The sequence below is a fragment of the Streptomyces yangpuensis genome, assembly GCF_024666385.1.
GTDB classification, from domain to species: domain Bacteria; phylum Actinomycetota; class Actinomycetes; order Streptomycetales; family Streptomycetaceae; genus Streptomyces; species Streptomyces yangpuensis.
Map to the genome: position 1 here is coordinate 982,584 of NZ_CP102514.1, position 25,102 is coordinate 1,007,685.

Below are 25,102 nucleotides of genomic sequence, written 5' to 3' on the forward strand. Positions count from 1 at the left end.
GGTGCGGTCGGCCGGCGGGTCGTGGCGCCGGTCTGCGGTCTACAGGGCGTGGGGGCGGGTCAGTGCGCGGCCGCGGCGTGCTCCCCCAGGTGCCGGGCGGAGGCGGAGGCGGCGCGCTCGTCGGCCGTCGGGGAGAGTGCGACGAAGGCGGCGGTGATGAACAGGTAGGAGCCCAGTCCGACGGCCAGCGGGAAGATGAACTGCATCGCGGTGGCCCCGGGCAGGGCCGCGTCCGAGGGGCTGACGCTGACGGCGACGGCCATCATCCCCGTGTAGTGCATGCTGCTGACGGCCGCGCCCATCACGAGCGAGGCCGCCGCCACGGCCACGGGCGACTTGATGTTGAGCGCGGCCCAGAGGGCGGCGGTGGCCGCAACCACGGCGATGACGACGGAGAGGCCGACGACCAGCGGGTCGTAGGAGACCTCGCCGTGCAGGCGCAGGGCGGCCATGCCCAGGTAGTGCATGCTGGCGACGCCGAGTCCGGTGGTCAGGCCGCCCAGTACGAGGGAACGGCCCCGCGCCCTGCCGTAGCCGACGGCGAAGACTCCGGCGCCGACGACCAGCACGGCCACGAGCAGGCTCAGGATGGTGAGCGGCACGTTGTAGTGGATCTCGGTACCGGTGACCTCGAAGCCGAGCATCGCGACGAAGTGCATGGTCCAGATGCCGGTGCCGATGGCGGAGGCCGCGGTGAGGAGCCAGTTGCGGCGGACGGCTCCGGTCGCGGCGAGCGCGCGGACCGTGCAGCGCAGCCCGAGAGCGGCGCCGATCGATGCCATCACATATGACAGCACGGGTGTCAGCCAGCCGTAAGCGGCGTGGTCCAGATGTCCCAGGTGTCCCATGGCCACCGGACGCTAGTCCGGGTGAGGGCGCGAACAGGGGGCGCATTTCGAAAGCAGCTGGAAGTGCTGGAATATGACAGAGCTACGTTCACCTTCGATCACCCCACGCGCCACCTTGCGCACGGTCCACGGACATCCGGGCGTGCGGTGGTGGGGGATCATGGGCCCATGAGCGAAGACCACACGCACGTGCAGGAGTTCTTCGGGGCGCGGGCAGCCGACTGGGACCGCAAGTTCCCGGAGGACGGGCCCGCCTTCGCCACCGCCGTGGCGGAGTGCGGGCTGCGGCCCGGGGACCGCGTGCTCGACGCGGGCTGCGGCACCGGGCGCGCCCTGGGCGCACTGCGGGCGGCCGTCGGCCCCGCGGGGACCGTGCTCGGCGTGGACCTCACCCCGCAGATGCTGGCCGCCGCGCAGCGGGCCGGGCGGGCCGCCGAGGGCGCGCTGGTGCTCGCCGACGTGGCCCGGCTGCCGCTGCGCGACGAGGCGCTGGACGCGGTGTTCGCCTCCGGTCTCATCGCCCATCTGCCCGATCCCGCGGCGAACCTGAGCGAGCTGTCGCGTGTGGTCCGCCCCGGCGGCCGGCTCGCGCTCTTCCATCCGATCGGGCGGGCGGCGCTCGCCGCGCGCCAGGGCCGCGAGCTGACCGGGCAGGACCTGCGGGCCGAGCACAACCTCGGCCCGCTGCTGGCCGCCGCGGGCTGGGATCTGACCTCGTACGCGGACGAGGACCACCGCTTCCTGGCCCTGGCGGCGCGCCGGTCCTGATCCGCGCGCCCCGAGACGCGGGTGCCGGGCAGGACGCCTGCCCGGCACGCCCGTAGGCCGGCACCGGCGCGCTTGTACGTCGGCACCGGCACACCCGTACGCCGGCACCGGCGCTTGTACGTCCGCACCGCACCCGGCGCCGGCGGAGGTACCCGGGATCAGGCCGGGGGCTGGGCCTCGGCTCCGGCGGGCCGGCGCGGGTGGGGCACGGGGCAGCCGCCCGAGCCGGGCCCGGGGAACGTGCCGAGTTCACCCACGTCGTAGCCACCGGGGTAGCCCTTGATCTCCGGGTTCTGGCGGGCGTAGTGCGGGGTCCGGCGCGGGGGCAGCAGCCGGACCGCGCGGCCCCGCAGCCTGAGCGCACCCCGCACCAGCTTCCGGACTCCGGAGCGCGGGGCCTCGTAGCGGAAGGCGTCGATCAGCGAGTCGTCGAGCAGGGCGATGCCCCCGCGGCGCACGGCGGGTGCGAGCGGCGCCGGGTACCAGGAGGCCATCAGGTCGAGGGTGGCGTCGGCGACCGCACGGGCGCCCTCGTCCCAGCCGAAGTGGGCCGCTTCGTAGGCGTCGAGGGTGGCTTCGAACTCCTCGTAGGAGCCCGGGATGTCCGTGATGCCCATGTGCCGGCCGAGCGTGGCGTAGTAGTTGGCGCTTGCCCGGCGCTCGTGGTGGGTCATCGGACGCCAGCCGTAGGCGTCGAGCCAGCGTGCCGGAATCACCACGAACGTGCACAGGACGTAGCGCATGTCGTCGTTGGAGATGTCGTAGCTGCGGTGCATCTGGTTGACGCGACGGATCGCCGTGCGGGCGGTGTCGCTGTCGAAGCCGTGCTCGACGACCGCGTCGAGGAGCAGTGCGGTGTCGTCGTAGCGCTTCTGGGTGCGTTCGGTGAACTCGGCGGTCTCGGCCAGCAGGCCGCCGATGCCGGGGACGGCATAGGTCCGGAACAGCGCGAGCTCCAGGGCGCGGGTGAAGTCCCAGGGGAACTCGTAGGTGGCGGTGAGCCGGTAGATGGCGAGGAAGTCCTTGTCGGGGTCGAGCCGGAGGATCTCCTTCAGCCGGTCGTAACGCTGCACCGGGTGTCCCTTTCTGTGGCGGGTCCCCAACTCTACGTGCAGGTAGCAGCCTTGGAAATCGTGGCCCGCAGCTCTCGACGCACGGGTTACCGAGTAGTTAAGGTGCGCCGACGAGAGAGCAAGCTGGAGGCCAGGTGTCCGACGACGAGGGTGGCGGCTCGCTGTACGTGCTGACCGCCGTGCTCCTGACCCCCGCGCAGTTCCCCGGCTTCCTGGGGGACGACTTCCCCGAGGCCTGCTCCCTGCTGGGCGTGGCGCCCAACCGGGAGGGGTACGGGCTGGTGCTGGGCCAGGACGAGGAGGGGGCGCGCTGGACGGTCGTCGTCGACGACGTCTCGCTCGTGGCCGCGGCCATCGCCTCGTGGGACTGCGGCATGGAGTACGACCTGTCGCCCGACGAGCGGACGATCGTGGTCTCGCTGGCGGGCTGGCCGGTGGAATTGTCCGTGGCCGCACCCGGGGTCCCGGAACCGCACGATCCGGAGCAGGGCGCGGACGGTACGGGGCGGGTGCCGCTGGCGCCGCCGTCGGCCGAGGCCTGGGGCCCGGTGCAGCGACGGCTGGGCGCGGACCAGATCGCCCGGGAATGGGCCGACTGGCGCGGGCGCGTGGCGACGGACGGCGGGGCCGCGGCCGCGGCGCACCCCGGACTGGCGCGTGCGCTGGAGGAGGCAGCGGAGTACACGCGGACCCCGCCTCCGGCCGGCCGCGTACGGTCCTCCTTCGCCGGCGAGGGGGTCCGGACCCTGCGCGTGGACGGGCCCGGCTGGTCGCTGGTGGCCCGTACCGGCGAGGCGGCCTTCGTCCTCCTGGACGAGGAGCCGGGCGAGGTGCTCACGGTCCCCCGGGAGGGGGATCCCGACCTGCCGGAGCTGCTGGCGGCGCTCGACGGCGTCGCGGTGCGGCCGGTGTGACCCGCGGCCGGACCGGGCCGGGGACACGGACGAGCGGCTGAGCGCTGACACGAGCGAACGGCGGAGCGCGGACACCGGTGAACGGCGGCGCGCAGGGACGAACGACCGAGGGGGACACGTTGGTGGAGTCGGAGCCGGTGGCTGTGGTCGTGGGCGGTCGCGCCGACGTCGTGGACGACGACTGGGGGCGGGAAACGGCGGTGATCCGCCTGGACGGCGACCGGTTCGGTCCGGAAGCCCTCTACGGGCTGGAGGACTTCTCGCACGTCGAGGTCGTCTACCACTTCGACCGGGTGCCGGCCGAGCGGATCGAGACGGGGGCGCGGCACCCGCGCAACAACCCGGACTGGCCGCTGGTCGGCATCTTCGCGCAGCGCGGCAAGAACCGCCCCAACCGGCTGGGCGTGTCGAGGTGCCGGGTGGTGAAGGTCGAGGGGCTGGACGTCCATGTGGAGGGCCTCGACGCCGTGGACGGCACACCCGTACTCGACCTGAAGCCCTACATGGTCGAATTCGGGCCACGCGGCGAACTGCGGCAGCCGGAGTGGGCGACCACCTTGATGGATGGCTATTACTGATCTATTCAATGGCGTGAAATATTTGTTACCGGCGGTAGTTTAACGAGTCAACTAATGGGATCCGGCCACATCGGCTGAAAATTGCTCTGGATCCCCCTCCTCCGGAATGATCGAATCGGCCAGTCACACGGCTCAAAGGGTGCGCACCTCACCCCCACGCTCATTCCACGATGGAGGCCACTCTTGAATTCCATGTCGTACCTCGACCTGCACCGGAGAGTTGCGCAGGATATCGATGCGGAGATCGAAACCGCTCTGGACCGACTCGGCCCGGTCGCCGCGACCACGAGGAACTGCGTGGCCAAGCTCTTGGAGCAGCGGAAACTGAGACATCCCCTGTCGGTGCTCCCGTTGCTCACGCACGCGATAGAGACGGGGAATCCCGGGCCGGCCGTCCCGCTGTCGGCGGTCCACCTGCTGTGGTGGACCTCGGCCTGCTATCTCGACGACCTGGCCGACGCCGACGGCGCGTCCATCTCCGGGGCCCTCACCGAGGACGAAGCACTGCTCGCCTCCGTCATCACGGGCAATGCGCTCCCCCTTCAGATCGTCCTGGCGCAAGATCTCCCGGAAGCGACGCACGGCGCCCTGATAAACGAGGTGCTGAACGGCTGGATCATAGGCGTCGACGGCCAGATAGACGACATGCGCGGGGACATATGCAATGCTTCCCGAAAATCGGTGGTGGAGACGTACCGCGGCAAATCCGGCGCCCCCTTCGGAATGATCACCGCGATGGCCGCCCTGTTCTCGGGAACCACGGACGAGAGAGTCGAACTCTGGCGTGAATTCGGCTACGTCTTCGGGATCCTCTGGCAGATCTTCAACGACCAGGAAGACATCCTGTCCGGGCGCGACGAGGACCTGGCCAACGGCACGGTGACCTACCTGCTCGCCTCCGTTCTGGAGGACGCGTCACCCCTCTCCCGGGAGCACATTCTGGGGCTGTGCGCCGCCGCGAGCCGGTCGCACCAAGCCAGGAGGGAACTCGCGAGCCTGCTGCGTACGCCACTCGCCCTCGACCGCTACCGTGCCGAGATCGACGGCTTCCGCGCGGAGGCCTACCGGATCCTGGACGAACTGGGCGGCGACGAGGCCTACCAGCCGGTCCTCCGCAACCTCGTCGACCACGCCTCCCAGATGCTGCTCGAAGCGGAGCTTCCTCCGGTCGTCGTGAGCGGCGCGGCCTGAGCCGGCCGGCCGTGCGTACGGTGGGCGCACGGGCACTCCGCACCCGCCGCGCACCCCACTCCCCACTCCCTACGGCCATGCCCGCCGGGCTCCGCACACCAGCCGGAGCCCGGCCACTCCTCGGACCGGCCCACGCCGGCACCACATCGGCCGCGCGCAGCGCGCCCTGCGCCACGCGCCGCCGTCAGCCACCGAGCTGCTTCCGGGACAGACCGCGCACCCGACGCCGCTGGGACGAATCGAGCAGAAGGTAGGCCGCGGCGGGCACCCCGATCAGGACCAGCAGGCCCGCCCAGAAACCCACGGCCCAGAACAACACGATGGCTGCCGCGACTCCGGCAACCGCGACCTTTCCGCGACTGGACATCTACGGACACCTCCATGTGACGTCGACCACTACCCCCCTCAACGCACCGTCACGACCACGCGTTCCCGGTCAGCCGGGCGGAATGGGAGACGGGGCCGGGCTCCGTGGCCGACGTACCGCTTGCCGGGGTGCGGTGCCGCGACGACGATGGGGCGCTCCGGGCAGGTACCGCGGCAGCACGGGAGGGTGACATGGGCGACCGGGATCCGTCGGTGGCACTGCCGGACGGGGCCGATCCTGCGGCCCGCACGCGCGAACTGCGGCGGGCGCACGCGGCGTTCACCCGGGACGGGCGGGTGGCCACACCGGTCCGGGCGGTCATCGCGCGGTCCTGGCGGCGGTGCGCGCGGGCCCGGCTGAGCCCCGAGTGCGCGCCGCGGGTGGAGCTGACGGGGGCGGATCTGCGTGCGTACCGGGAGGAGCACCCGCTGGCCCGGGTGATGCCGCTGTTCCGGGATCTCGTCGGCGCGTTCGCCGCGCACGGGGCGCACCTGCTCGCGGTGTGCGACGCACGGGGCAGCCTGCTGTGGGTGGAGGGCGCACCGGCCACCCTGCGGCGGGCCGAGGGCCTCGGCTTCGTCCCGGGGACGCGCTGGGCGGAGAGCGCGATGGGGACGAACGCCCCCGGTACGGCGGTCGCGGTGGGCGAGCCCGTACAGGTCTTCGGCGCCGAGCACTTCAGCCGTCGGGTGCACCCGTGGACCTGCGCGGCCGCGCCGGTGCGGGATCCGCGGACGGGCGGGCTGCTGGGCGCGGTGGACATCACCGGCGGCGACGGCCTCGCGCACCCGCACTCCCTGGCGTTCGTACGGGCGGTGGCCCGGGCGGCGGAGGACCGGCTGGCCCTGCTCGACGAGGGGCCGCCCGCCGCGCGGGACGCCCTCACGGCTCTCGGCCGGGACGAGGCGCTGCTGGTGACCGGGGGGCGGCGGGTGCGGCTGGGCCGTCGGCACAGCGAGATCATGGCCCTGCTGGCGGCGCACCCGGAGGGCCTCTCGGGCGAGGAACTGGCGATCGCCCTGTACGAGGACGAGTCGGTGTCACCGGTGACACTGCGCGCCGAAATGGCGCGGCTGCGCGCGCTGCTGGGGCCGGCGGCGCCGCAGTCGCGCCCCTATCGCCCGGCCCGGCCGCTGGACGCGGACTTCACCGCCCTGACGAGGCGGCTGGCCGTCGGCGCCGTCTCCGCGGCCCTCCACCCCTATCCGGGCCCGTTGCTGCCGGCCTCCACGGCGCCCGGCGTGGTCCGGCTGCGCCGGCGGATCGATGACCAGGCGCGGGCGGCCCTGATCGCCCGGGCGGACGCGGGGCTGCTGGCCGACTGGGTGTGCAGTGCGTGGGGCGCGGACGACCCGGAGGTGTGGCGGGCGCTGGCGGCGGCGCTGCCGCCCGAGGGCAGGCCGGCCGCGCTGGCCCGGGTACGCGCCCTGGACCGCGAGCTGAGCGCACGGCCGGACGGCGGACGCGGGCGGCCCGCAACGTATCCGCAACCTGCCCGCTCCTAGCCTCCACCCGAGCGCTGTCCGACGGCGGCCGGCGCCCGGCAAGGGGAGGACACCATGGCCCGTTACGCTGCGCCCGGCACCGAGGGGGCACTCATGTCGTACGCGTCCCGCTACGACCACTTCATCGGCGGCGAGTACGTCGCGCCCGTCCGCGGCCGGTACTTCGCGAACCCCTCCCCCGTCAACGGCCAGACCTTCACCGAGGTCGCCCGGGGCACCTCCGAGGACGTGGAGCGGGCGCTGGACGCGGCGCACGCGGCGGCGCCCGCCTGGGGCCGGACATCGGTCGCCGACCGGGCATCGGTCCTGCTGCGCATCGCGGACCGGATGGAGCAGAACCTGGAGGCCCTCGCGGTCGCGGAGACCTGGGAGAACGGCAAGCCGGTGCGCGAGACCCTGGCGGCCGACCTGCCCCTGGCCATCGACCAGTTCCGCTACTTCGCGGGCGCGCTGCGGGCGCAGGAGGGCGCGCTCAGCCAGATCGACGACGACACGGTGGCCTACCACTTCCACGAACCGCTGGGGGTGGTCGGTCAGATCATCCCGTGGAACTTCCCGATCCTGATGGCGGTGTGGAAGCTGGCCCCGGCGCTGGCGGCGGGCAACACCGTGGTCCTCAAACCGGCCGAGCAGACCCCGGCCTCCGTCCACTACTGGCTCGGTCTGGTGGCGGACCTGCTGCCGCCGGGCGTGGTGAACATCGTCAACGGCTTCGGCGAGGAGGCGGGCAAGCCGCTCGCGTCGAGCCCGCGCGTGGCGAAGATCGCCTTCACCGGGGAGACGGCGACGGGCCGGCTGATCATGCAGTACGCGGCCGAGCACCTGAAGCCGGTCACGCTGGAACTCGGCGGCAAGAGCCCGAACCTCTTCTTCGACGACATCTGGTCGCAGGACGACGACCTGCGCGACAAGGCCCTGGAGGGCTTCACCATGTTCGCGCTCAACCAGGGCGAGGTGTGCACGAACCCCTCGCGGGCCCTGATCGAGCGCGGCCGGTACGGGGACTTCCTCGACGCGGCCGTGGCGCGCACCGAACTGATCGTGCCGGGGCACCCGCTGGACACGGACACGATGATCGGGGCCCAGGCCTCGGAGGAGCAGCTGAAGAAGGTCCTGTCGTACGTGGAGATCGGCCGGCGTGAGGGCGCGAAGCTCCTCACGGGCGGACGGCGTCAGGAACTGGAGGGCGAGCTCGCCGGCGGCTTCTACGTCGAGCCGACCGTCTTCGAGGGCGACAACCACATGCGGATCTTCCAGGAGGAGATCTTCGGACCGGTGGTGTCGGTGACCTCCTTCGAGGACTTCGAGGACGCCGTGCGCATCGCCAACGACACGTCGTACGGTCTGGGCGCGGGCGTCTGGACCCGGGACGTCAACACGGCCTACCGCGCGGGCCGGGCCATCCAGGCGGGCCGCGTCTGGACGAACTGCTACCACGCCTACCCCGCCCACAGTGCTTTCGGAGGCTATAAGCAGTCGGGCATCGGCCGAGAGACCCACAAGATGATGCTGGAGCACTACCAGCAGACGAAGAACGTTTTGGTCAGCTATTCCCCCAAGAAGCTGGGCCTCTTCTAGAGCAGGAAGTCAGTTGCCTGGAGGGGGTGTTGCCAACCTCCGGGCAACACTCACTCCATCACTCAAGGCGAACGGACGGCAGCATTGAGCGATCGCCATCGTGTTTCACGCGTCGCTTCCGGACCAGTCGCGGACCGAGAGCCGGCCCTCTCCCGCTGCGGCTGATCAGCGGCGGCGGTCCGTAAGGCGCCGTGATTCCCGCACCCAGCCGTGCTGGAGGGTGTCGGCCGAGGATCCCTGCTGGTAGGTGACGGGCCCGACCCCGGCAGGCATCCGGTCGCCGGCACGCCATTCGCATCCCTCTTGGTCCCGGGACGGAACGTCCGGCCGCGCCCGTGCCCTGGGCAGACGGCCGATCAGCCCTGGAGCATGGGGCGGATGAGGCAGCGCCGCCGGTCGGGGTGGGGATGGTCCGTGTAGGCGGTGCGGCCATGGAGGACGCGGCCTCAGCCGTTCGCCCATCACGTGGACCATGAGGGAGGAACACGCGGATCGGGGACGTAGACGCAGTAGGTTCCCGTGCGGATCGTCCGGTCGAGGTGGTCACCGAGGGCCGGCAACACGTCGCGGAGACGGCCGATGGCCTTGCGTACGGCCTGGGTGACGGCGGCCCGGGCCCGTTCGGAGGCTGCGCCGGCGTGCCGGTCGCGCCCGCCGAGCCCGACGGCCCGGGTGAGTTCGTTGATCAGGAATCCACGTTCGAGTTCGGTCTGTTCCTGCCTGGCGATGTCGTGGTCGGCGCGGGCCTCCTCCATGTCCTCGTCGATCTCCTCCAGCCTCCGGCGGTACATCTGCTTGGCGCGGGCGTCCAGGAGGGGACCGGCGTCGCCGGCGCGGGCGAGCCTGGCTGCGGCGTCAGGGTCGGCCGCGTCGGCGGCGGCGAGGTCGAGGACGTGGAACTCCCGGCCCGGCGCGGCGAGCAAGCGGGCGAGGTGGTGCATGCCCTTGCTGTCGCGTGCGGTCACCCGCCGACCGTCGAAGACGACCCTCCAGTAGTCGCCCTCCCGGACGAAGGAGTCCAGCTCGGCCGTGTCCGTCCGCGGCTCCTCGGCCGTGGGAGCGTGGGCGATTCGATCGAGCTCGCTGCGCGCCGCCTCCCGCTCCAAGGTCTCGGCCCGGAAGTTGCCCAGGGCCCGCTGGGCGTCCGCGAGCCGGAGCCGGCACTCGGCCGTCTCGTAGGGGGCGCCGACCTCGTTCCAGGCCCGGACGGCATCGGTGAAGGACGCGGACGCGCCGGCCGCATCGCCCTCGGCGAGCAGGACTTCCCCCCGGGCTCGCAGTGCCGATGCGGCGAGCGCGTTGCTTTCGAAGGCGACGGCCACCTCTTCGAGCTCGCGGGCCGCGACCCGCGCCGTCTCCAGGTCGGCGCCGGCGATGGCGATCCTGACCTGTGCGTCCAGCAACGGTGCCCGCCGCAGCTCGGAGGTGGGGGGCAGCTCCTTCGACGGCACCGGCAGCGGCCGCGCCAGTGCCTCCCGGATTGCGGCGGCTGCGGTGTCGACGTCGCCGTCGGCGAGCCGGACGAGCGAGAGCCCCGGTTCGGGATCCCACCCGAGGCGATGGGCGGCGAGCAACGCCTCTTCCGCGCCGGTGCGGTTGCCGCGGCGCAGCCGGATCCGGCCCAGCTCCGTCAGCGGCCAGCCCAGTTCGCGCCGCACATAGGGGCGCAGTTCCTCGCACGCGAGCAACACCTGCTGCTCTGCGCTCGCGCACTGGCCCCGCAGACGCAGGATCTCGGCCCGGTGCACCCGGCACCGGCCGTGCAGGCTGCCGATCGCGTTCGTGCGCGCCCACCGCTCCATCGCCTCGGTCCACTGTTCGGCCAGGTCGTACTGGGCCAGGCCCTGCAGTGCGCACACCAGCTCGCAGTAGACGACCCCGGTCGACAGCGCATCGAGGTCCCCGGCCATCGCCGCCGTACCGGCGTCGTCGAGGAGTTCCAGGCCCCGTGCGACGTCACCGTCGAGGATCACCAGTCTCGCCTGGGCCACTCGCCCGATCGCCGCCGCCGCCGGATCGGTGTGCGAGCCCGTCTCGATCGCCCGCTCGGCCCAGCCCCGCGCGGCTTCCAAGTCGCCGCTTAGGAGGCGCTCGAAGGTGCACACCGCCGCGAACCACGCGTGCGCGCCGGTCAGAGGTGGTGGGCCGTCGAGCAGATGGTCCGCTCGGCGTAGCCATCCTCGTACGGGTGCCATGAGCGCTGTGTCGAACAGCAGGTGCATGGCCACCCTTACGGCGGCTCCGGCCGCGGCGTTGTCCTCGCCGAGCCGGGACAGTTCGCCGTGGAGCCGCTCCCAGGTCTCGATCGTGACGTCGAGGTGTCCGGCGGCATACGCGACGTCGGCGAATTCGGCGAGCGCGTTCGGGTCGAGGTCGCCCGCTTCCCTGGCCGCCAGGAACCCGGCGTAGGCGTCCGACCACGCTCCGCGGGCCGCTGCGTTCCGCGCCCGCTCCAGGCCGGTTCCCTCCCCAGCGGCGTGGGTCACGGGCATTCCCCTCGATCCCGGGTCCGGTCGGTTACCGCGGTAAGCGTCCTGCTTACGCCTCCATGGTGAGCCACAACCGCATCGGAGGACATCATGGACACCGCCACAGTGAACGGCATCCGGCTGGAACACGAGATCCGCGGGACCGGGGAGCCGGTCCTGCTGATCAGCCCGGTCCTCGCCGACGGGTTCGCCCCGCTCCTCGCCGAACCGGCACTCACCGACCGCTACCGGCTCGTCCGCTACCACAAGCGCGGCTGGGGCGGCAGCACCCACAGCCCCGGGCCGGTCGCCGTCGCCGACCACGCCGCCGATGCCTTCGCGCTGCTCGACCATCTCGGCATCGACCGCACCCACGTGGCCGGGCACTCGAGCGGCGCGGCGGTCGCCGCCCAGATGGCCCAGGACCGCCCCGACCGGATCGTGACGGTCGCCCTGCTGGAGCTCTCCCTGCTGTCCGTGCCGGCGGGCGAGGCGTTCTTCACACAGGCGGCGCCGGCATTCGGGGCGTACGCGGACGGAGACGCCGAACGCGCCATCGAGCTGTTCCTGTCCCACGTCAGCGGCATGGACGGGGAACGCTGCCGGGCCCTGCTGGAGGACCGTATGCCGGGCAGCGTCGAGCAGGCGGTCAAGGATGCCGACACGTTCTTCGGGATCGAGCTCCCCGCCCTGGCCGAGTGGCGGTTCAGCCCGGAAAACGCTGCGGCGATCCACCAACCGGTGCTGTCCCTGCTGGGAAGCGGCACCCTACAACTGTGGGTCGAGGTCGCCGAGTTCCTCCGCTCGACACTGCCCGACATCGAGGAGTGCGTCATCGACGACGTCGGCCACCTGCTCCACATCGAACGGCCCCGGCCCATCGCCGAGGCCCTGGCCCGGTTCCTGGAGCAGCACCCGATCACATCCTGACCACGGGCGCCACGCCCGGGCTCGCTCACGACGTGCCGCGGGCGTGGGACGACGCTTGGCCCCTGCCCCTCGCCGGCGCTCTGACCGCATCCCTGATCGGCAGGAGCACCTGATGCGTGTCTGAACGTCGCACAAGACCCCGCGGCCCGTGCTGGAAGGGTCCACGGTCTGCGCGGTCACCTCCGCATGTTCCACGGCAGCGGGATCATCCGTGCTCCGACGACGGGGTGCCGACGGGGCGTCGCGGGGGTTCCGCCATCGGTCTCCCGGGCATCCTCGCCCCTTCGCGCATTTCGGATGCGGAGGCCGTTCGCGGCTTCGTCGGTCATCAGGGTGCCGACGGCCCGGACGTTGCCGGGGAGGGCGGCGGCGGTCATGAGCCGGTCTGCTGCGGTCGGCTCGGTCTCGGGCGGGATCACCAGCAGGTCGCAGCGGCCGACGGCGTAGGAGAGCAGGATCAGCTTGTCGGAATCCTGTTCCGTGAACCAGCCCACGTGCACGATGTGCCCCGCGACGAAAACCTTGTGCGGGACGACGGGCCAGCAGGTGGGGTTCACCACGACGCGTGTGATGCGTCCGAAGCGGCCCTCCAGCGCCTCGACCAGCGACGGAAGCTCAGCTGCGAGATCGCGGGACCTGGGCCACCACGCGCCGTCCAACAGGCCGGCGAGGGCGGTCTTCGGTGTCAGGGTCAAACGTGCAGAGAACAGGGAAGCGGTAGTGGTCATGATCGCGGACTCGTTCCCGGACCGCCCTGCCGGGCGGCGCATTGTCTTGATCGCCGGAAACGACGTCCGCGTGGGCGCGGGTGCACGAGTTACTCCCGGTAACCCCAGCCTACTCCGCGGCGGGGTCGGACGGGAGGTTTCGAGAGTCGGCTTGGACGGCGACGCCTGGGGACGAAGTGCCCACGCGCTCCGTCATCCGCGCCACTCGACCAGGACGAGGGTGGCGTCGTCCGAGGTGACTTCGCCTCGTGCCCGCTTGAGCGTGTGAGACAGGTCCCGTGCCACCGTGCGGATCCCGTGGTCGGCCTGCTCCAGTTGGTTCACCCAGTCGATCAGCTGCTCTTCGCCGAACTGCTCCTGCCCGCTTTTATGTTCTTCGATCAGGCCGTCGGTGAAGCAGAGGACGCGGTCGCCGGGCTCCAGCGCCACCGCGCTGACCTGTGGCTGAGCCCCTCCGAAGCCGACAGGGAGGGTCGTGGGGCTGTCCAAACGGCGTACGACGCGGTGCGCGCGGATCAGCATGGGCGCGGGATGCCCCGCGTTGACCCACTGGAGGCGCCCCGTGTCCGTGTCCAGCCGCATCATCTGGGCGGTCACGAAGTGGTCCGGGTCGAACTGCTCCGCGACCGCCCGGTCCATGAAGAGGTAGATCTCGGACAGCTCGATGCTGATCCGGCGGGCGTGGCGGTAGGCGCCGATGGCTACCGTGGCCATCGTGGCCGCGTCCAGGCCGTGCCCCATGGCGTCGACCATGGCGAGATGGAGGACGTCACCGTTCAGGGCGTAGTCGAAGCTGTCTCCCGCCACGGCGTAGGCGGGCTCCAGGACTCCGGCGACCGCGACGTGCGGCATCACCATCGACAGCGGGGGCAGCAGGGACCACTGGATCTCCGCGGCCACGCTCATCGGTTCTCTGCGGCGGGTCCGGAAGAAGAGGTCCGTGTAACCGTTCTTGGTCTGCAGCAGGTCGGCAACCAGGCCCGCGATCCTGCGCAGGAGGCGGCGGGTGTCGTCGTCGATCCCGTCCAGGGTGACCGCGAGGACCCCCACCTGGTCGCCGCCGTCCAGCAGGGGCAGGTGGACCCGTATGCCGTCGGGCGTCAGGACTTCGACGGGGCGTGACTCCAGGAAACACCGGCCGGCTTCGGACCCGTCGATGGGCTGCGGTTCACCGGCGGCCACGCCGCCGGCGGGCAGGGAGACCAGCTGTTGCTGTCCATAGTCCTGGAGCAGGATCTGCGTTCCGCGGCCCCCCATCCGGGCCACCGTCTCGGCGACGAGCGGGCCGACCAGATGGGGCGGCAGCTCGTGCGCCCCGTCCAGGAGCAGCCCGAGCAGTTCCTCCCCGAAGCTCTCCGAGCGATCCGGGTCCGCGCGGCCTCCGACGGTCATCCTGTTGCCTCCAACCGGGCGGCGGGCCGGCGTCCGGGCTGCACGGGCGGCGTGGCTTCCAGGATGCTCCCCGGCGACCGGGCACGCCACACGGCTTCCGTGCCCGGCGGCCTTCACGACCTGGATTCCCCGGCGGGCCGGTTCACGCAGGGCTTGCACGGCCGGGTTTCGTCGCACGTCGGCGGAGCCTGACCGATTGCAACCAGGCATTTCCGGCCCGCGGTGGTGAGAAGCGAGCCGCCTGGCGACAAACCACCCCGTCGCTGACCTGGGGCTTCCTCAGGGAGCGGAGGACGGCAGCCGAGGCGGGGCTCCGCCCCCCGTGAGGTGCCGCTGTGCCGTCCAGTGCCGCCGGCCTGAAGGCCGATGGGCGCGTCCCGCGCACATCGGCTGATGATGGGAGTACGGCCGAACACGCGGAGCTGATCATGACGGGTTGGCGTGTCAGGGACTACGCCCAGGACGATCTCGAATCGGTGCTCCGAGTCGACGCCGAGAGCGGCACGGCCGAAGAGCCACCGCTCTTTCCGCTCTCGGACGCCGTGGCGGCCCTCCAGGCCCTCCACCCGGCGGTGGTGGCCACCGCGGACGACGTGGTGGTCGGTGCCGCGGTGAGCAGGGTGGACGGTGACCGGGCGTGGATCCTGCGCATCAGCATGGCGCCCGCCTGGCGGCACCAGGGTCTGGGCAGCGACCTGATCACGGCCCTGGAGCACCGGCTTTTCGCCGGTGGCGTCCGAACGGTGCACGCGGCCTTGCCCGACGGCGAGACCGGTGCCGCCGCCCTGTACAACTGCGGCTTCGGAGCCCGTCAGGGCCTGGTCTTCTTCGAGAAGCGCGGGCGAGTGACCCCTCAGGCGGTCAGCATGCTCGCGTCGCTGGGAGCGGAGCTGCCGCCCGGGAATCTGTGGCAGAAGGTCGCCGGCATGCAGAAGGAGAAGGAGCTCATCGAGCGGCGCCTGGTCCTGCCACTGGCCCATCCCGAAATGGCCGCCCAGCACGGCGTGGAGCTGCCACGGGCGGTGATGCTGTTCGGTCCGCCCGGGACGGGGAAGAGCACGTTCGCGCACGCGATCGCCGGCCGCCTGCAGTGGCCGTTCCTCGAACTGTTCCCCGCCCGGCTGGCCGCCGAGTACGGGCTGGCGAGCGGGCTGAACCGGCGCTTCGACGAGATCGCCGGGCTCGACCACGTCCTGGTCTTCATCGACGAGGTCGAGGAGATCGCCGGGACCCGGAGCGGCGCGGACGCGACCGCGGTCGGCGTCGTCAACGAACTACTCAAGGCGATCGTCCGGTTCCGGGGCCAGGACGGGCGGCTGCTCGTCTGCGCCACGAACGACGTGACCACCCTCGACTCCGCGTTCCTGCGGCACGGCCGGTTCGACTACGTGCTGCCGATCGGCCCCCCGGACCACCGCGCGAGGACCGCGCTGTGGGAGAGCTACCTGGCCCGGGCGGGCGCGGAGGCCGACAGCGCGGCGCTGGCGGACGCCAGCGAGGGGTTCACCCCCGCCGACATCGCCCATGTGGCGCGCACCGTCTCCCAAGTCCAGTTCGAGCACACCTTCGACACCGGGACCCGGGCCCGCCCCACCACCGAGGACTACCTGCGCACGATCGGCGAAACCAGGCCCACGGTCAGCGCGGCCATGGCCCAGGAGTTCGCCCAGCAGACCGAGAAGTTCGCCCGCATCTAGGTGTGCTGCCCGGATCAGGCCGGCCCCGTGGCCGTCCCTTCCTCCTCGGCCTCCATGTGCCGGATTCCCTCGTGGGTGAGGGTGACCATCGCCGGGGTATTGCCGGGTTCCCAGTCGACGGTGATCAGACCTTCGCCCGCCAGGTAGGTGCAGGCGGCGGCCAGGTCCTGTTCCGGTACGTGGAGGTCGCGCCGCAGCTGTGCTCCGGTGATGCCGAGGAGGCGGTTGCCTTCGACGGCTTCGTACAGGACCCGGAGCACCTGGTCGCGGTAGGTCTTGCGTTCGCGCAGTGTGGCCATGACCGCGTCCTTTCGTGTGTGGGTGGGGTGGGATCCGGGGCCGGTCGGGGCTTCTCAGATCTCGTCGGAGTGTGCGCCGGTGCCGGCGGAGGGCCTGATGGCGGCAGGCCGGGAGCGGTCGAGGCCCGCGGGTGTCGCCGTGTCCACGGTGAGGTGGAGGCGGGTGTTGCCGTCGAGGGCGGGGTAGCTGCGCTGTTCCGCGCCTGCGAAACATCGGCGGAGCGCCTCCGCGACCGCTCGGGCGGCTTCGGGCGTGTGCGCGATGATCCGGACCTCGGGGTGCCCGAGTGAGGGCAGTGTCTGGGTCTCGATGTACTTCACGTAGGCGTGTTCCCTTTCTGAGTGGGTGAGGAGGCCGGCGGATGCGGGGCGCCGAGGCGTCCCGCCCGCTGCCCCCGGTCGGAAGAAGGTCTGTTCCTCACCGGTCGGCACCCGTGTGGTGGGCTCGACGACCGGTGTCGTCCGGCAGGCCGGGAGGCCTCGGCAGGGGGTCACTGAAGCGGCAGGCCTCGATCCGCGCATCGTGCTGGGCGTTCATCACGTAGATCCAGCGCATTCCGATGCCGATCACGATGATGATCACCGCGATGAGGACGACGGTCTCCACGGAGCTCACCTCCACCCGTTTCCGGACAGCGGCAGGGCAGTTCGTCCCATCGGGTTCCCGAAGGGGGAGATGCAGGCCCCGCCTTCGCCCTCCCAGGTGGCTTCCCGGCGGCTGGCGTCGCGGATGCCGCGCCCGATGGCGGCTTCGTTGGCCATCAGGACGCCTGCGGCCAGGACGCTGCCCGGGATCGCGGCGGCGGCCATCAGGCGGGCCGCGGCCGCGGGCTCCGTCTCGGGCGGGATCACCAGGAGGTCCCAGCGGCCGACGGTGTAGGAGAGCAGGATCAGCTTGTCGGGGTCCTGTTCGGTGAACCAGCCCACGTGCAACAGATGCCCGGCCACGGCAACCGTGCGCGGGACGACCGGCCAGCGGCTGGGGGTCACGCTGACGCGCGTGATGCGCCCCCAGGTCTCGTCCAGAGCGGCGGCGAGAGCGGGGAGCTCGGCTTCGAGGTCACGTGAGTGGGGCCACCAGGCACCGTCCAGCCGGCCTGCCAGAGCGGTCTTCGGCGTAAGGGACAGGCGGGCCGGGCGCAGGACAACAGTCGGTTGTGTAGCGCGGTCGAGGGTCGTGGTCATGTCGCGGACCCGTCCCCGGGCCGTTCGTGAACGGCCCGGTGCAGTGATCGCCGGAAACGACGTCCGCGTGGGAGCGGGTGTGCGTAATACTCCCGGTCTCTTCACCGTACTCCGGTTCGCGATCCAGAAAGCCGCTTCTGACCAGGTATTTTCCGGCGCAGACGGCGAGAGCGGCGCAGTCGGTTGCCCTCACCGCACCGCGAGGGTGGCCGGAGTACCGTGAAACGAAGGAGCGTTCCCAGCTCAACAGCCTTTTCGACGCCACTGCGGGCCGTCGAACGGGGTGCCGTCGCACCGCGAGACAGGCGGAATCACCATGGCCGAATCCGACAAGCCCGCCCCTTTGAAGCTCCTCCCGGACGCGATCCACCAAGCGGTCGAGCCGGGCGCCGCCCTGCTGCGGCTGGAGACCACGCGGTCCCGCCAAGGGCTCTTGGACGGCGCCTGGTGGCCGCGCTCCAGGGACGTCACGATCGAGCTGCCCGCACTGATCACGGCACTGACCGCGCACCTCGGGCCCATCACGCGGGTCGGCCTGGACACCTCCGCCTGGCGGGACATCCCGACCCGTCTGGTCATCGACGGCCAGGTCGTGCACCTCGACGCCGACCCCGTCGGCGACGACACCGTCCTCGTCACTCGCGGCCACAACGACCACTTCGCCCTGCTGGTGGTCCCCCCGGACACCACCGCCGACGCCGCCCACGAGGCGATGGCCCGCGCCGTCCGCGCCGACAACATCACGCAGGCCACTCAGATCCTCATCGCCACCACACCCGTACCTGAGAACGGCGCCGCCGACGCGGCGGGCTGACCCCGAACCCTCAGCGGCCGAGTGGTCTAGTGGTGCGCCGATCAGAGCCCCTCGTCGTGCAGGTCCTCCTCGCGCAGAAGATCGTCCTCGCGGCGGCGCGAGGCCTCCTTCTGAACGGGCTTGTGTCCCTTCTCGCCCTTCTCGCGGGACGACCGGCCGGGCTGGGGCTGCGCGGGATCTCCGGGGCGACGGTGTTCCTGCGCCTCGCTCCCCTTGCCCGGCTCCTGACGCTTCTCCTGCCTACCGTCCATGACGGCGACTCCTCTCGATGCGTGGGGTACGGATTGCTCTCCGATCACGCTGACACGCACCGCGACGGCCTGCATCATGTCGACCGCGCAGCGACGCACACGGATGACGCCCCAGCCCGCCCGTCGGCCCCACCAGGAAGGGCGACTGACGGCAGTCACCCGACATCGAGTAGCCCCGGGGCTCAACCCGACTCCCCGCGAGAAAACTTGTGGCACGCGCATGGCATGAGAGCCCAGAAAGTTCTGGACAACGAAGGGCCCAGGCCTGTGGCCTGGGGCTTTGTCATGGAAACGGATGACGAAAATCTAACCCACGCTACAAGCCTGGGAACTACTCGGCACCTGGGCCCGTGTGTGGTTTCTGACCTGCGCGAATGGCCGCTGATTACCGCCTGCCGGCACGTTGTGGCCCGGCCTTCCGGGAAGCCTGGGCATCGGACTCGTTCCGCATGGAGTAGCGCAGTCCGCTAGGGGGTGTCCGGTCGATCATGTGACTACTTCGCCGTCGTGTCGTTGATGTGGACATGGGGCGGGGAGATCTGAGTGATGCCGAGTGGGAACGGCTGCGGCCGTTCCTGCCGGTCAGTAACAGGCGTTGCGGCAGGTGGCGGGATCACCGGCAGGTGATCGACGGGATCCTGCACCGGGTGCGGACCGGGGTTCAGTGGCGTGACCTGCCCGAACGGTTCGGCCCGTGGAAGACGGTCTACGAACGCCACCGCCTGTGGTCGGCCGACGGAACCTGGGAACGCCTGCTCCAGCAGGTCCAGGCCGAGGCCGACGCGGCCGGGGAGATCGACTGGGACATCTCGGTCGACTCCACCATCGTGCGGGCACATCAGCACGCCGCCGGGGCCCGCACCGAACCACCGCCGGCGCCCGCCTCAAAGGGGGAAGCAGCGGCAGAACACCAGGGCGAAACGCCGTGGCAGAGCCTCGTCGCCCGCCTGGTGGAGGTGGTGCAGGAGGTGAGGGCCTGGGCCGCTCGCGCGGCGGGTTCACCACCAAGCTCCACCTGAGCGCGGACGGCCGCTGCCGCCCGCTGTCCCTGATCGTCACACCCGGACAGCGGGCGGACTGCACACAGTTCACGCCCGTGCTGGAGAAGATCCGCGTCCCGCGGACCGGTCCGGGCAGGCCCCGGAAGAAGCCGGACAGCCTCGCGGCGGACAAGGCCTACAGCAACGGCCCGTGCCGCGAATATCTGCGGCGCCGGGGCATCCGGCACACGATCCCGGAGAAGACCGACAGCCAGGCCGCCCGCCTACGCAAAGGCTCACGCGGCGGACGGCCACCCGGCTTCGACGAAGAGCGCTACAAGAAACGCAACACCGTCGAACGGGCGATCAACCGGCTCAAACACGCCAGAGCCGTGGCCACCCGCTACGACAAGCGCGGCTACGTCTTCCTCGGAACCGCGACCGCCGCAGCCCTCGCCATCTGGCTCCGCACATGATCGACCGGACAAGTCCTAATCGGTTGATCTGCGTGACGGGTCGCGGATCCGCGCTCCGGGTGGGCTGGGACGCCCCCGCCATGCCGTCAAGGACAGGTACTGCCGAAAGTTCTACAACAGCGCGGATCGTCCTGCTGACGCTCTCGGCCGAGCTCGGTCATGAACGTCTCGATCGCGACGGTGGCCGAGGACGTGGGCACGACCGTGTCGGGTATCCAGGGTGCGATCACCGCCTATACCCTCGTGATGGCGATGTTCATGATTCCCGGCGGCAAGGCCGGCAACTCATCGCGGAACGCCGCCCCGCCGCCTACGGGCTGGTCGCGGCGGCGGGGGCCGTGGCGATCGCGGTCGGGCCGCTCATCGGCGGTGTCGCGACGACGTACTCGGCCGCGTCCCGGCACACCCCCGTGCCCGTACCGCGGCGCCGACCCGGTGGGGCGTGGCTGCTCGACGACCGCACCCACGGACAGCCGACCACCGTCCAGGCCGAGGGCTGCCCCAGCGCCACCGACCGCGCGCATCCGCTGGGCACCATGCAGGCACTCGACGTGCTCGCGCGGCCCAGCACGACGGCCACGGCCTGCACCGTGTGCGACGCCGCCGAGGCGCAGATGCCGATCCTCACGCACGGCCAGGACGACGACGTGCCCCACCCCCAGCGACTGACCACAGGACAATGCCTGTCGGGTGCAGCCCTGTCCACGCCTCGGCGTCCCGGGCGGCGACGTCTACACCGCCCCAGGCCTCAGGCCGTGATGTTGTGGTTGTTCAGGGCTGTGGCGTTGAACGGTGGCGGCGAGCCCTGAGGGGGCCTCCCAGCTCTGCGCGCGAAGCCTGCCCTCCTGAGCTCCACGCGCGCCAAGATCCGGACCATTTCCGGACCAGCGCCCTCCAAAGAGTCGTCCGTACCATCGTTTTCACTGGTCAGGGCGGGTGCAGGTGCTGTACCACCAGCAGACCAAGAACCTGCTGGTCAGCTACTCCCCGAAGAAGCTCGGTCTGTTCTGAGCGATCGCAGCGGGTGATGCGCGCGGGCTCCGAGGGCCGTGACAGCAGCGGTGACCGCCAGCGCGGCGAGCAGGGCGAAGAGCGCGGGGTATCCGCCGAGGGGTCCGGCCAGGAGGGCGCCGGCGAAGGGAGCGAGGGCTGCCGCGGCGTGGGCGGGTGCGGCGAGGAGTCCGGAGAGGCGGCCGTAGTGGGTGGTGCCCCAGCGGTCGGTGACGGCTGTGGCCTGGAGGAGGGTGAGGTTTCCTCGGATCACCCCGGCCAGGACGGACACGGCGACCAGGAGGGCGTAGGGGCCCGCAACGGCGGCGAGGGCAGCGGTGGTGAGGGCGCCGAGCGCGATCAGGACGACGGTGCGGGCGGTGACATCCAGGCAGCGGGCGAGCGTCGCGTACAGGGTCCGTCCGAGCGTTTGGCCCGCGCCGCCGAGGCCGAGGGCCCATGCCGCTTGGGTGGTGGTGTAGCCGCGTTCGAGCAGGAGCGGGACAAGGCTGATGACGACCGCGTACATCGCGAACGCGGACAAGGTGAAGGTGACGGCCAGCATCCAGAACGCCCTGCTGCGCACGACCTGCTCGTGTCCGCCGCTGACGTGCGGCGGGCTCGGAGGAGCCGGCGGCCAGGGGGCCCGCAGGGCGAAGGCGTGCGCCGGGACGGTCAGCACCGCGAGGATCCCGGCGAGGACCATGTAGGTGGCGCGCCAGGACATGTGGTCGGCGAGTATCGCGGTCAGGGGTGCGAAGACGGTGGAGGCGAGGCCGCCTGCGAGGGTGACGACGGTGAGGGCGCGGACGTGGTCGGGGGCCCACCAGCGGGTGAGGGCGGCGAAGGCGGGCTGGTAGAAGATGGCCGCCATGGCCGCTCCGGCGAGCAGCCATCCGGCATGGAAGACGGCCAGGTTGGGGGCCGCTGCGATGACCAGCAGGCTCAGGGAGCCGAGGAGGGAGCCTGCGGTCATGACCAGGCGGGGGCCGCGGTGGTCCAGGACACGGCCGACGTAGATCCCGGCGACGGCGGAGACGACGAGGGCGGCGGAGAACGCCGCGGTGGTCGCGCCCGCACTCCAGCCTGTGTCCGCGGTGATGGAGGGATTGAGGACCGGGAAGGCGTAGTAGACGATGCCCCAGCTGGTGATCTGGGTGAGGCAGAAGGCGGGCAGGACGGCGCGTGGCCGCGACCGGACCCCCGTCCCGGCCGCGGCCACGCCGCTTTGCAGGCCGCTCACCTCAGCAGCCGCCGGAGGGTGCGGGAGCGGCGCCGACGGTGAGGGTGGCGGGGGCCGCGCAGCAGCCGCCACCGGTCTCCTCCGCGGCTGCGGGCTCGTCGAAGAGGCCCGCGCCGCCGCACACGCCGGTCTCGGGGAGGGTGAGTTCGACGCGCTCGGCGGCGTCCCGGTCGCCGGCGAGGTGGGCGGCGATGGAGCGGACCTGCTCGTAGCCGGTCATGGCGAGGAAGGTCGGGGCGCGGCCGTAGGACTTCATGCCGACGAGGTAGACGTCCCTCTCCGGGTGGGACAGCTCGTTCACGCCGTGCGGGTAGACGGTGCCGCACGAGTGCTGGTTCGGGTCGATCAGCGGCGCCAGCTCGACCGGCGCCTGGAGGCGCTCGTCGAGGCCGAGGCGCAGCTCGTCCAGGAAGGACAGGTCGGGGCGGAAGCCGGTCAGGACGATGATCTCGTCCACCGCGTCCAGCCGACGGCCGTCCTCCCCGACGAGGACCGCGCGGCCGTCACCGTCACGCTCGAAGGCGTCGGTACGGAAGCCGGTGACCGCGTCCGCGTACCCGCCGTCGACCGCCGCCTTCGCCGCCAGGCCCAGGGCGCCGCGGGCGGGCAGCTGGTCGGCCTCGCCGCCGCCGAAGGTCGAGCCCGAGATACCCCGGCGCAGGATCCAGGTGGCGTGGGTGCCGGTGCCGTCCTCGGACTTGGCGAGGTCGGCGAGGTAGGCGAGGGCGGTGAAGGCGGAGGCGCCCGAGCCGATGACCGCGGTGCGCTTGCCCGCGTACCGGCCTCGGACGGCGGGGTCCTTCAGGTCCGGGACGCGGTAGCTGATCCGGTCGGCGGCGGCCTTCTCCCCGAGCGCGGCGAGGCCGCTGCCGCCGGCGGGGCTGGGGGTGGACCAGGTACCGGAGGCGTCGATGACGGCGCGGGCCAGGACCCGCTGCTCGCGACCGTCGGCGCTCTCGTAGTGGACGACGAAGGGCTGGGCCTCGCGGTCGGCGTCGACGATGCGGTCGCGGCCGGTGCGGGAGACGCCGGTGACGCGCGCTCCGTAGCGGACCTGCTCCCCGAGCACGTCGGCCAGCGGCTGGAGGTAGAGGTCGGCCCAGTCCCCGCCGGAGGGGTAGGTGTCCTCGGCGGGCTTGACCCAGCCGGTGGGGGCGAGGAGCTTCTCGGCGGCCGGGTCGACGACCTCGCCCCATCGGGAGAACAGCCGCACGTGGGCCCATTCGCGGACGGCGGATCCGGCGACGGGTCCGGCTTCCAGGACGAGGGGTTCCAGGCCGCGGCCGACGAGGTGGGCGGCGGCCGCGAGTCCGGCGGGGCCGGCCCCGATGACGACGACGGGCAGCTCGGTGGTGTTCTCGCTCATGACAGGTCTCCGGTTCTTCGTACAGGCAGGCGGGGTGGGCGGGGACTTCAGGTGGTCAGCAGCAGCCGGCACCGGTAGCGACGGCCTCGCGCTTGGACTGGGGGTCGCAGCAGGCTCCGGCGGCTTCCGCGCCCTCGCTGGTGCCGCAGCACGTTGAGGAAGCGGCGGGAGCCACCTCCGCAGCGGGTGCGGCCGGGGCCGCGCTACAGCAGGAAGCCGCAGTCCCGGCGTGGTTCGGGCTGGGGTTGACCGACTCGTTCATGACGACTCCTTGGTGTTTCGAAGTTTGTCGATGGCTTGCGCGATCAGCATGGCACCTGTATCGATAGACGTCAACATAGACGTTCATCTATTTCTTGGAGGTCGCCGTGGAGCACGTGGAAGTCGCCGTCATCGGGGGCGGGCAGTCGGGGCTGGCAGCCGCACATGCACTGGTCAGGGCAGGGCTGAAGCCATTGGTACTGGAGGCGTCGCATCAGGCCGCAGGCTCGTGGCCGCACTACTACGACAGCCTGACCCTCTTCTCCCCGGCCCGGTTCAGCGCACTGCCCGGCGTGCCGTTCGGTGGGGATCCCGACCGCTACCCGCGCCGGGACGAAGTCGTCGCCTACCTGACACCTACGCCGACCGCCTGCAGACCGACATCGGCACCGGGCAGCGCGTGACCGCGGTCCGGGCCGACGGCGGCGGGTTCACCGTCGAGCTGGAGGGTGGCGGGCGACTGGCGGCGCGGGCGGTGGTCGCGGCCTCGGGCAGCTTCGGCCGCCCCCACCACCCCGGCCTGCCGGGCCTGGAGACCTTCGGCGGGCAGGTCCTGCACGCGGCCGGCTACCGCAGCCCGGCCGCGTTCGCCGGTCAGCGGGTCGTGGTGGTCGGGGCGGGAAACTCCGCGGTGCAGATAGCCGCCGAACTCGCCCGCGAAAGCCGGACCACGCTGGCCACGCGGGCGCCTGTGAAGTTCGCCCGCCAGCGCCTGCTGGGGAGGAATCTGCACTTCTGGCTGACCCGCACCGGGCTCGACACCGCACCGCTGGGGCGCCTGCTGCGGATGCCGCCCGGCCAGCCGGTTCTGGACGACGGCCGCTACCGCGCCGCCCTGGCGGCCGGCAGCCCCGACCGGCGTCCGATGTTCCAGCGCCTGGACGGAGACAGGGTCATCTGGGCGAACGGCGCCACCGAGAGGGTGGATGCGCTGATCCTGGCCACCGGCTATCGCCCGGACCTGCCCTACCTGGCCGGTCTCGGCGGCGCCCTCGACGCCTCCGGCCGGCCCCGGCACCGGGACGGCGCCTCCTCCGCACACCCGGGCCTGGCCTTCGTCGGTCTGGAGTGGCAGCGCAGCCTGTCCTCGAACTCCCTGCGAGGCGTCGGCCGGGACGCCGAGCGGGCGGCCCGCCGCCTGGCCGGCCACCTGGCCCGCGCGTGAGACCCCTGCCACTCTAGTTCGACGTGTGTCAACAT

The 25,102-nt window shown here is 71.7% G+C and carries 25 protein-coding genes and 2 pseudogenes; 14 read left to right on the top strand and 13 right to left on the bottom strand.

The window, feature by feature from the left end:
* Window positions 1-59: 59 nt before the first annotated feature.
* Window positions 60-839 carry an MHYT domain-containing protein gene (locus tag NRK68_RS04540; protein ID WP_183068173.1) on the bottom strand — a complete coding sequence of 260 codons (780 nt, stop codon included), beginning with the start codon at window positions 837-839 and terminating at the stop codon, window positions 60-62.
* 177 nt (window positions 840-1,016) lie between these two features.
* Between NRK68_RS04540 and NRK68_RS04545 the strand changes: the two genes are divergently transcribed.
* Window positions 1,017-1,616: a class I SAM-dependent methyltransferase gene (locus NRK68_RS04545; RefSeq protein ID WP_183068061.1), complete on the top strand. Its 600-nt coding sequence runs from the start codon at window positions 1,017-1,019 to the stop codon at window positions 1,614-1,616.
* Window positions 1,617-1,774: 158 nt separating this feature from the next.
* Here NRK68_RS04545 and NRK68_RS04550 read toward each other — a convergent pair whose 3' ends face one another.
* Complete coding sequence (locus NRK68_RS04550; RefSeq protein WP_257855044.1) at window positions 1,775-2,689, bottom strand: oxygenase MpaB family protein; 915 nt, start codon at window positions 2,687-2,689, stop codon at window positions 1,775-1,777.
* Between the two features lie 134 nt (window positions 2,690-2,823).
* On the opposite strand from NRK68_RS04550, the gene NRK68_RS04555 reads away from it, so the two are divergent.
* The 3 genes from NRK68_RS04555 to NRK68_RS04565 all read left to right on the top strand — a co-directional run bounded on the left by NRK68_RS04555 (window position 2,824) and on the right by NRK68_RS04565 (window position 5,372).
* Entirely contained in the window at window positions 2,824-3,603 is a 780-nt protein-coding gene (locus NRK68_RS04555; protein ID WP_183068063.1) for a hypothetical protein, read from the top strand.
* Between the two features lie 122 nt (window positions 3,604-3,725).
* Window positions 3,726-4,181 carry an SAM-dependent methyltransferase gene (locus tag NRK68_RS04560; RefSeq protein WP_257857766.1) on the top strand — a complete coding sequence of 152 codons (456 nt, stop codon included), beginning with the start codon at window positions 3,726-3,728 and terminating at the stop codon, window positions 4,179-4,181.
* A 297-nt stretch (window positions 4,182-4,478) separates the two neighbouring features.
* Window positions 4,479-5,372, top strand: coding sequence for a polyprenyl synthetase family protein (locus tag NRK68_RS04565; RefSeq protein WP_257855047.1), 894 nt, complete (start codon window positions 4,479-4,481; stop codon window positions 5,370-5,372).
* 184 nt (window positions 5,373-5,556) lie between these two features.
* On the opposite strand, the gene NRK68_RS04570 is transcribed toward NRK68_RS04565, so the two are convergent.
* Window positions 5,557-5,739, bottom strand: coding sequence for a tail-anchor membrane protein (locus NRK68_RS04570; protein ID WP_257855048.1), 183 nt, complete (start codon window positions 5,737-5,739; stop codon window positions 5,557-5,559).
* A gap of 191 nt (window positions 5,740-5,930) precedes the next feature.
* Here NRK68_RS04570 and NRK68_RS04575 point away from each other — a divergent pair, with 191 nt between their 5' ends.
* Together NRK68_RS04575 and exaC are read left to right on the top strand one after the other, a co-directional pair.
* The gene (locus tag NRK68_RS04575; RefSeq protein WP_183068065.1) at window positions 5,931-7,244 is read left to right on the top strand and encodes a GAF domain-containing protein; all 1,314 of its coding nucleotides are present in this window, start codon (window positions 5,931-5,933) and stop codon (window positions 7,242-7,244) included.
* Window positions 7,245-7,298: 54 nt separating this feature from the next.
* Entirely contained in the window at window positions 7,299-8,822 is a 1,524-nt protein-coding gene (gene exaC / locus NRK68_RS04580; protein ID WP_257855049.1) for an acetaldehyde dehydrogenase ExaC, read from the top strand.
* Between the two features lie 461 nt (window positions 8,823-9,283).
* Here the strand turns inward: exaC and NRK68_RS04585 are convergent, their stop codons facing one another.
* A complete protein-coding gene (locus NRK68_RS04585; RefSeq protein ID WP_257855050.1) occupies window positions 9,284-11,308 on the bottom strand; it encodes a transcriptional regulator in 2,025 nt (674 codons plus the stop codon).
* Between the two features lie 93 nt (window positions 11,309-11,401).
* Between NRK68_RS04585 and NRK68_RS04590 the strand changes: the two genes are divergently transcribed.
* On the top strand, window positions 11,402-12,220 hold the full coding sequence (locus NRK68_RS04590; RefSeq protein WP_257855052.1) for an alpha/beta fold hydrolase: 819 nt from the start codon (window positions 11,402-11,404) through the stop codon (window positions 12,218-12,220).
* Window positions 12,221-12,396: 176 nt separating this feature from the next.
* Here the strand turns inward: NRK68_RS04590 and NRK68_RS04595 are convergent, their stop codons facing one another.
* Complete coding sequence (locus tag NRK68_RS04595; protein ID WP_257855054.1) at window positions 12,397-12,948, bottom strand: DUF5994 family protein; 552 nt, start codon at window positions 12,946-12,948, stop codon at window positions 12,397-12,399.
* 192 nt (window positions 12,949-13,140) lie between these two features.
* Entirely contained in the window at window positions 13,141-14,340 is a 1,200-nt protein-coding gene (locus tag NRK68_RS04600) for a PP2C family protein-serine/threonine phosphatase (RefSeq protein WP_257855055.1), read from the bottom strand.
* Window positions 14,341-14,768: 428 nt separating this feature from the next.
* Between NRK68_RS04600 and NRK68_RS04605 the strand changes: the two genes are divergently transcribed.
* A complete protein-coding gene (locus NRK68_RS04605; protein ID WP_257855056.1) occupies window positions 14,769-16,037 on the top strand; it encodes an ATP-binding protein in 1,269 nt (422 codons plus the stop codon).
* A gap of 14 nt (window positions 16,038-16,051) precedes the next feature.
* On the opposite strand, the gene NRK68_RS04610 is transcribed toward NRK68_RS04605, so the two are convergent.
* The 4 genes from NRK68_RS04610 to NRK68_RS04625 form a co-directional block, all read right to left on the bottom strand.
* A complete protein-coding gene (locus tag NRK68_RS04610) occupies window positions 16,052-16,336 on the bottom strand; it encodes a hypothetical protein (RefSeq protein ID WP_257855058.1) in 285 nt (94 codons plus the stop codon).
* A 54-nt stretch (window positions 16,337-16,390) separates the two neighbouring features.
* Complete coding sequence (locus tag NRK68_RS04615; protein ID WP_257855059.1) at window positions 16,391-16,657, bottom strand: hypothetical protein; 267 nt, start codon at window positions 16,655-16,657, stop codon at window positions 16,391-16,393.
* 97 nt (window positions 16,658-16,754) lie between these two features.
* Window positions 16,755-16,943 carry a hypothetical protein gene (locus tag NRK68_RS04620; protein WP_257855061.1) on the bottom strand — a complete coding sequence of 63 codons (189 nt, stop codon included), beginning with the start codon at window positions 16,941-16,943 and terminating at the stop codon, window positions 16,755-16,757.
* Window positions 16,944-16,948: 5 nt separating this feature from the next.
* Window positions 16,949-17,521 carry a DUF5994 family protein gene (locus NRK68_RS04625; protein WP_257855063.1) on the bottom strand — a complete coding sequence of 191 codons (573 nt, stop codon included), beginning with the start codon at window positions 17,519-17,521 and terminating at the stop codon, window positions 16,949-16,951.
* 316 nt (window positions 17,522-17,837) lie between these two features.
* Between NRK68_RS04625 and NRK68_RS04630 the strand changes: the two genes are divergently transcribed.
* Window positions 17,838-18,335 (top strand): DUF5994 family protein, encoded by a 498-nt coding sequence (locus tag NRK68_RS04630; protein WP_257855065.1) that lies wholly within the window; start codon window positions 17,838-17,840, stop codon window positions 18,333-18,335.
* A gap of 41 nt (window positions 18,336-18,376) precedes the next feature.
* Here NRK68_RS04630 and NRK68_RS04635 read toward each other — a convergent pair whose 3' ends face one another.
* Window positions 18,377-18,586, bottom strand: coding sequence for a hypothetical protein (locus NRK68_RS04635; protein ID WP_257855066.1), 210 nt, complete (start codon window positions 18,584-18,586; stop codon window positions 18,377-18,379).
* A gap of 524 nt (window positions 18,587-19,110) precedes the next feature.
* On the opposite strand from NRK68_RS04635, the pseudogene NRK68_RS04640 reads away from it, so the two are divergent.
* The 3 genes and pseudogenes from NRK68_RS04640 (at window position 19,111) to NRK68_RS04650 (ending at window position 20,851) form a co-directional block, all read left to right on the top strand.
* A pseudogene (locus NRK68_RS04640) lies at window positions 19,111-20,042 on the top strand (IS5 family transposase).
* An 80-nt stretch (window positions 20,043-20,122) separates the two neighbouring features.
* Window positions 20,123-20,428: pseudogene (locus NRK68_RS04645) on the top strand (MFS transporter); the annotation flags it as partial.
* A 24-nt stretch (window positions 20,429-20,452) separates the two neighbouring features.
* Window positions 20,453-20,851 carry a DUF6233 domain-containing protein gene (locus NRK68_RS04650; protein WP_257857767.1) on the top strand — a complete coding sequence of 133 codons (399 nt, stop codon included), beginning with the start codon at window positions 20,453-20,455 and terminating at the stop codon, window positions 20,849-20,851.
* A gap of 167 nt (window positions 20,852-21,018) precedes the next feature.
* On the opposite strand, the gene NRK68_RS04655 is transcribed toward NRK68_RS04650, so the two are convergent.
* Both NRK68_RS04655 and NRK68_RS04660 read right to left on the bottom strand, forming a co-directional pair.
* Window positions 21,019-22,275: an MFS transporter gene (locus NRK68_RS04655; protein WP_183068085.1), complete on the bottom strand. Its 1,257-nt coding sequence runs from the start codon at window positions 22,273-22,275 to the stop codon at window positions 21,019-21,021.
* Window position 22,276: 1 nt separating this feature from the next.
* Window positions 22,277-23,641 carry an NAD(P)-binding domain-containing protein gene (locus NRK68_RS04660; RefSeq protein ID WP_257855067.1) on the bottom strand — a complete coding sequence of 455 codons (1,365 nt, stop codon included), beginning with the start codon at window positions 23,639-23,641 and terminating at the stop codon, window positions 22,277-22,279.
* A gap of 368 nt (window positions 23,642-24,009) precedes the next feature.
* Between NRK68_RS04660 and NRK68_RS36720 the strand changes: the two genes are divergently transcribed.
* Both NRK68_RS36720 and NRK68_RS04665 read left to right on the top strand, forming a co-directional pair.
* Entirely contained in the window at window positions 24,010-24,306 is a 297-nt protein-coding gene (locus NRK68_RS36720) for an FAD-dependent oxidoreductase (RefSeq protein WP_308296056.1), read from the top strand.
* Window positions 24,273-25,067 (top strand): flavin-containing monooxygenase, encoded by a 795-nt coding sequence (locus NRK68_RS04665; protein WP_373024392.1) that lies wholly within the window; start codon window positions 24,273-24,275, stop codon window positions 25,065-25,067. The genes NRK68_RS36720 and NRK68_RS04665 overlap by 34 nt, the downstream gene beginning before the upstream one ends.
* The last annotated feature ends 35 nt before the right edge of the window (window positions 25,068-25,102 follow it).

What these genes read in the sequence shown, in the direction of transcription:
- NRK68_RS04545 (WP_183068061.1), top strand. Translation starts at nt 1,017, where the DNA reads ATGAGCGAAGACCACACGCACGTGCAGGAGTTCTTCGGGGCGCGGGCA.
- NRK68_RS04570 (WP_257855048.1), bottom strand. Translation starts at nt 5,739, where the DNA reads ATGTCCAGTCGCGGAAAGGTCGCGGTTGCCGGAGTCGCGGCAGCCATC.
- NRK68_RS04575 (WP_183068065.1), top strand. Translation starts at nt 5,931, where the DNA reads ATGGGCGACCGGGATCCGTCGGTGGCACTGCCGGACGGGGCCGATCCT.
- exaC (WP_257855049.1), top strand. Translation starts at nt 7,299, where the DNA reads ATGGCCCGTTACGCTGCGCCCGGCACCGAGGGGGCACTCATGTCGTAC.
- NRK68_RS04590 (WP_257855052.1), top strand. Translation starts at nt 11,402, where the DNA reads ATGGACACCGCCACAGTGAACGGCATCCGGCTGGAACACGAGATCCGC.
- NRK68_RS04595 (WP_257855054.1), bottom strand. Translation starts at nt 12,948, where the DNA reads ATGACCACTACCGCTTCCCTGTTCTCTGCACGTTTGACCCTGACACCG.
- NRK68_RS04600 (WP_257855055.1), bottom strand. Translation starts at nt 14,340, where the DNA reads ATGACCGTCGGAGGCCGCGCGGACCCGGATCGCTCGGAGAGCTTCGGG.
- NRK68_RS04605 (WP_257855056.1), top strand. Translation starts at nt 14,769, where the DNA reads ATGACGGGTTGGCGTGTCAGGGACTACGCCCAGGACGATCTCGAATCG.
- NRK68_RS04610 (WP_257855058.1), bottom strand. Translation starts at nt 16,336, where the DNA reads ATGGCCACACTGCGCGAACGCAAGACCTACCGCGACCAGGTGCTCCGG.
- NRK68_RS04625 (WP_257855063.1), bottom strand. Translation starts at nt 17,521, where the DNA reads ATGACCACGACCCTCGACCGCGCTACACAACCGACTGTTGTCCTGCGC.
- NRK68_RS04630 (WP_257855065.1), top strand. Translation starts at nt 17,838, where the DNA reads ATGGCCGAATCCGACAAGCCCGCCCCTTTGAAGCTCCTCCCGGACGCG.
- NRK68_RS04635 (WP_257855066.1), bottom strand. Translation starts at nt 18,586, where the DNA reads ATGGACGGTAGGCAGGAGAAGCGTCAGGAGCCGGGCAAGGGGAGCGAG.
- NRK68_RS04660 (WP_257855067.1), bottom strand. Translation starts at nt 23,641, where the DNA reads ATGAGCGAGAACACCACCGAGCTGCCCGTCGTCGTCATCGGGGCCGGC.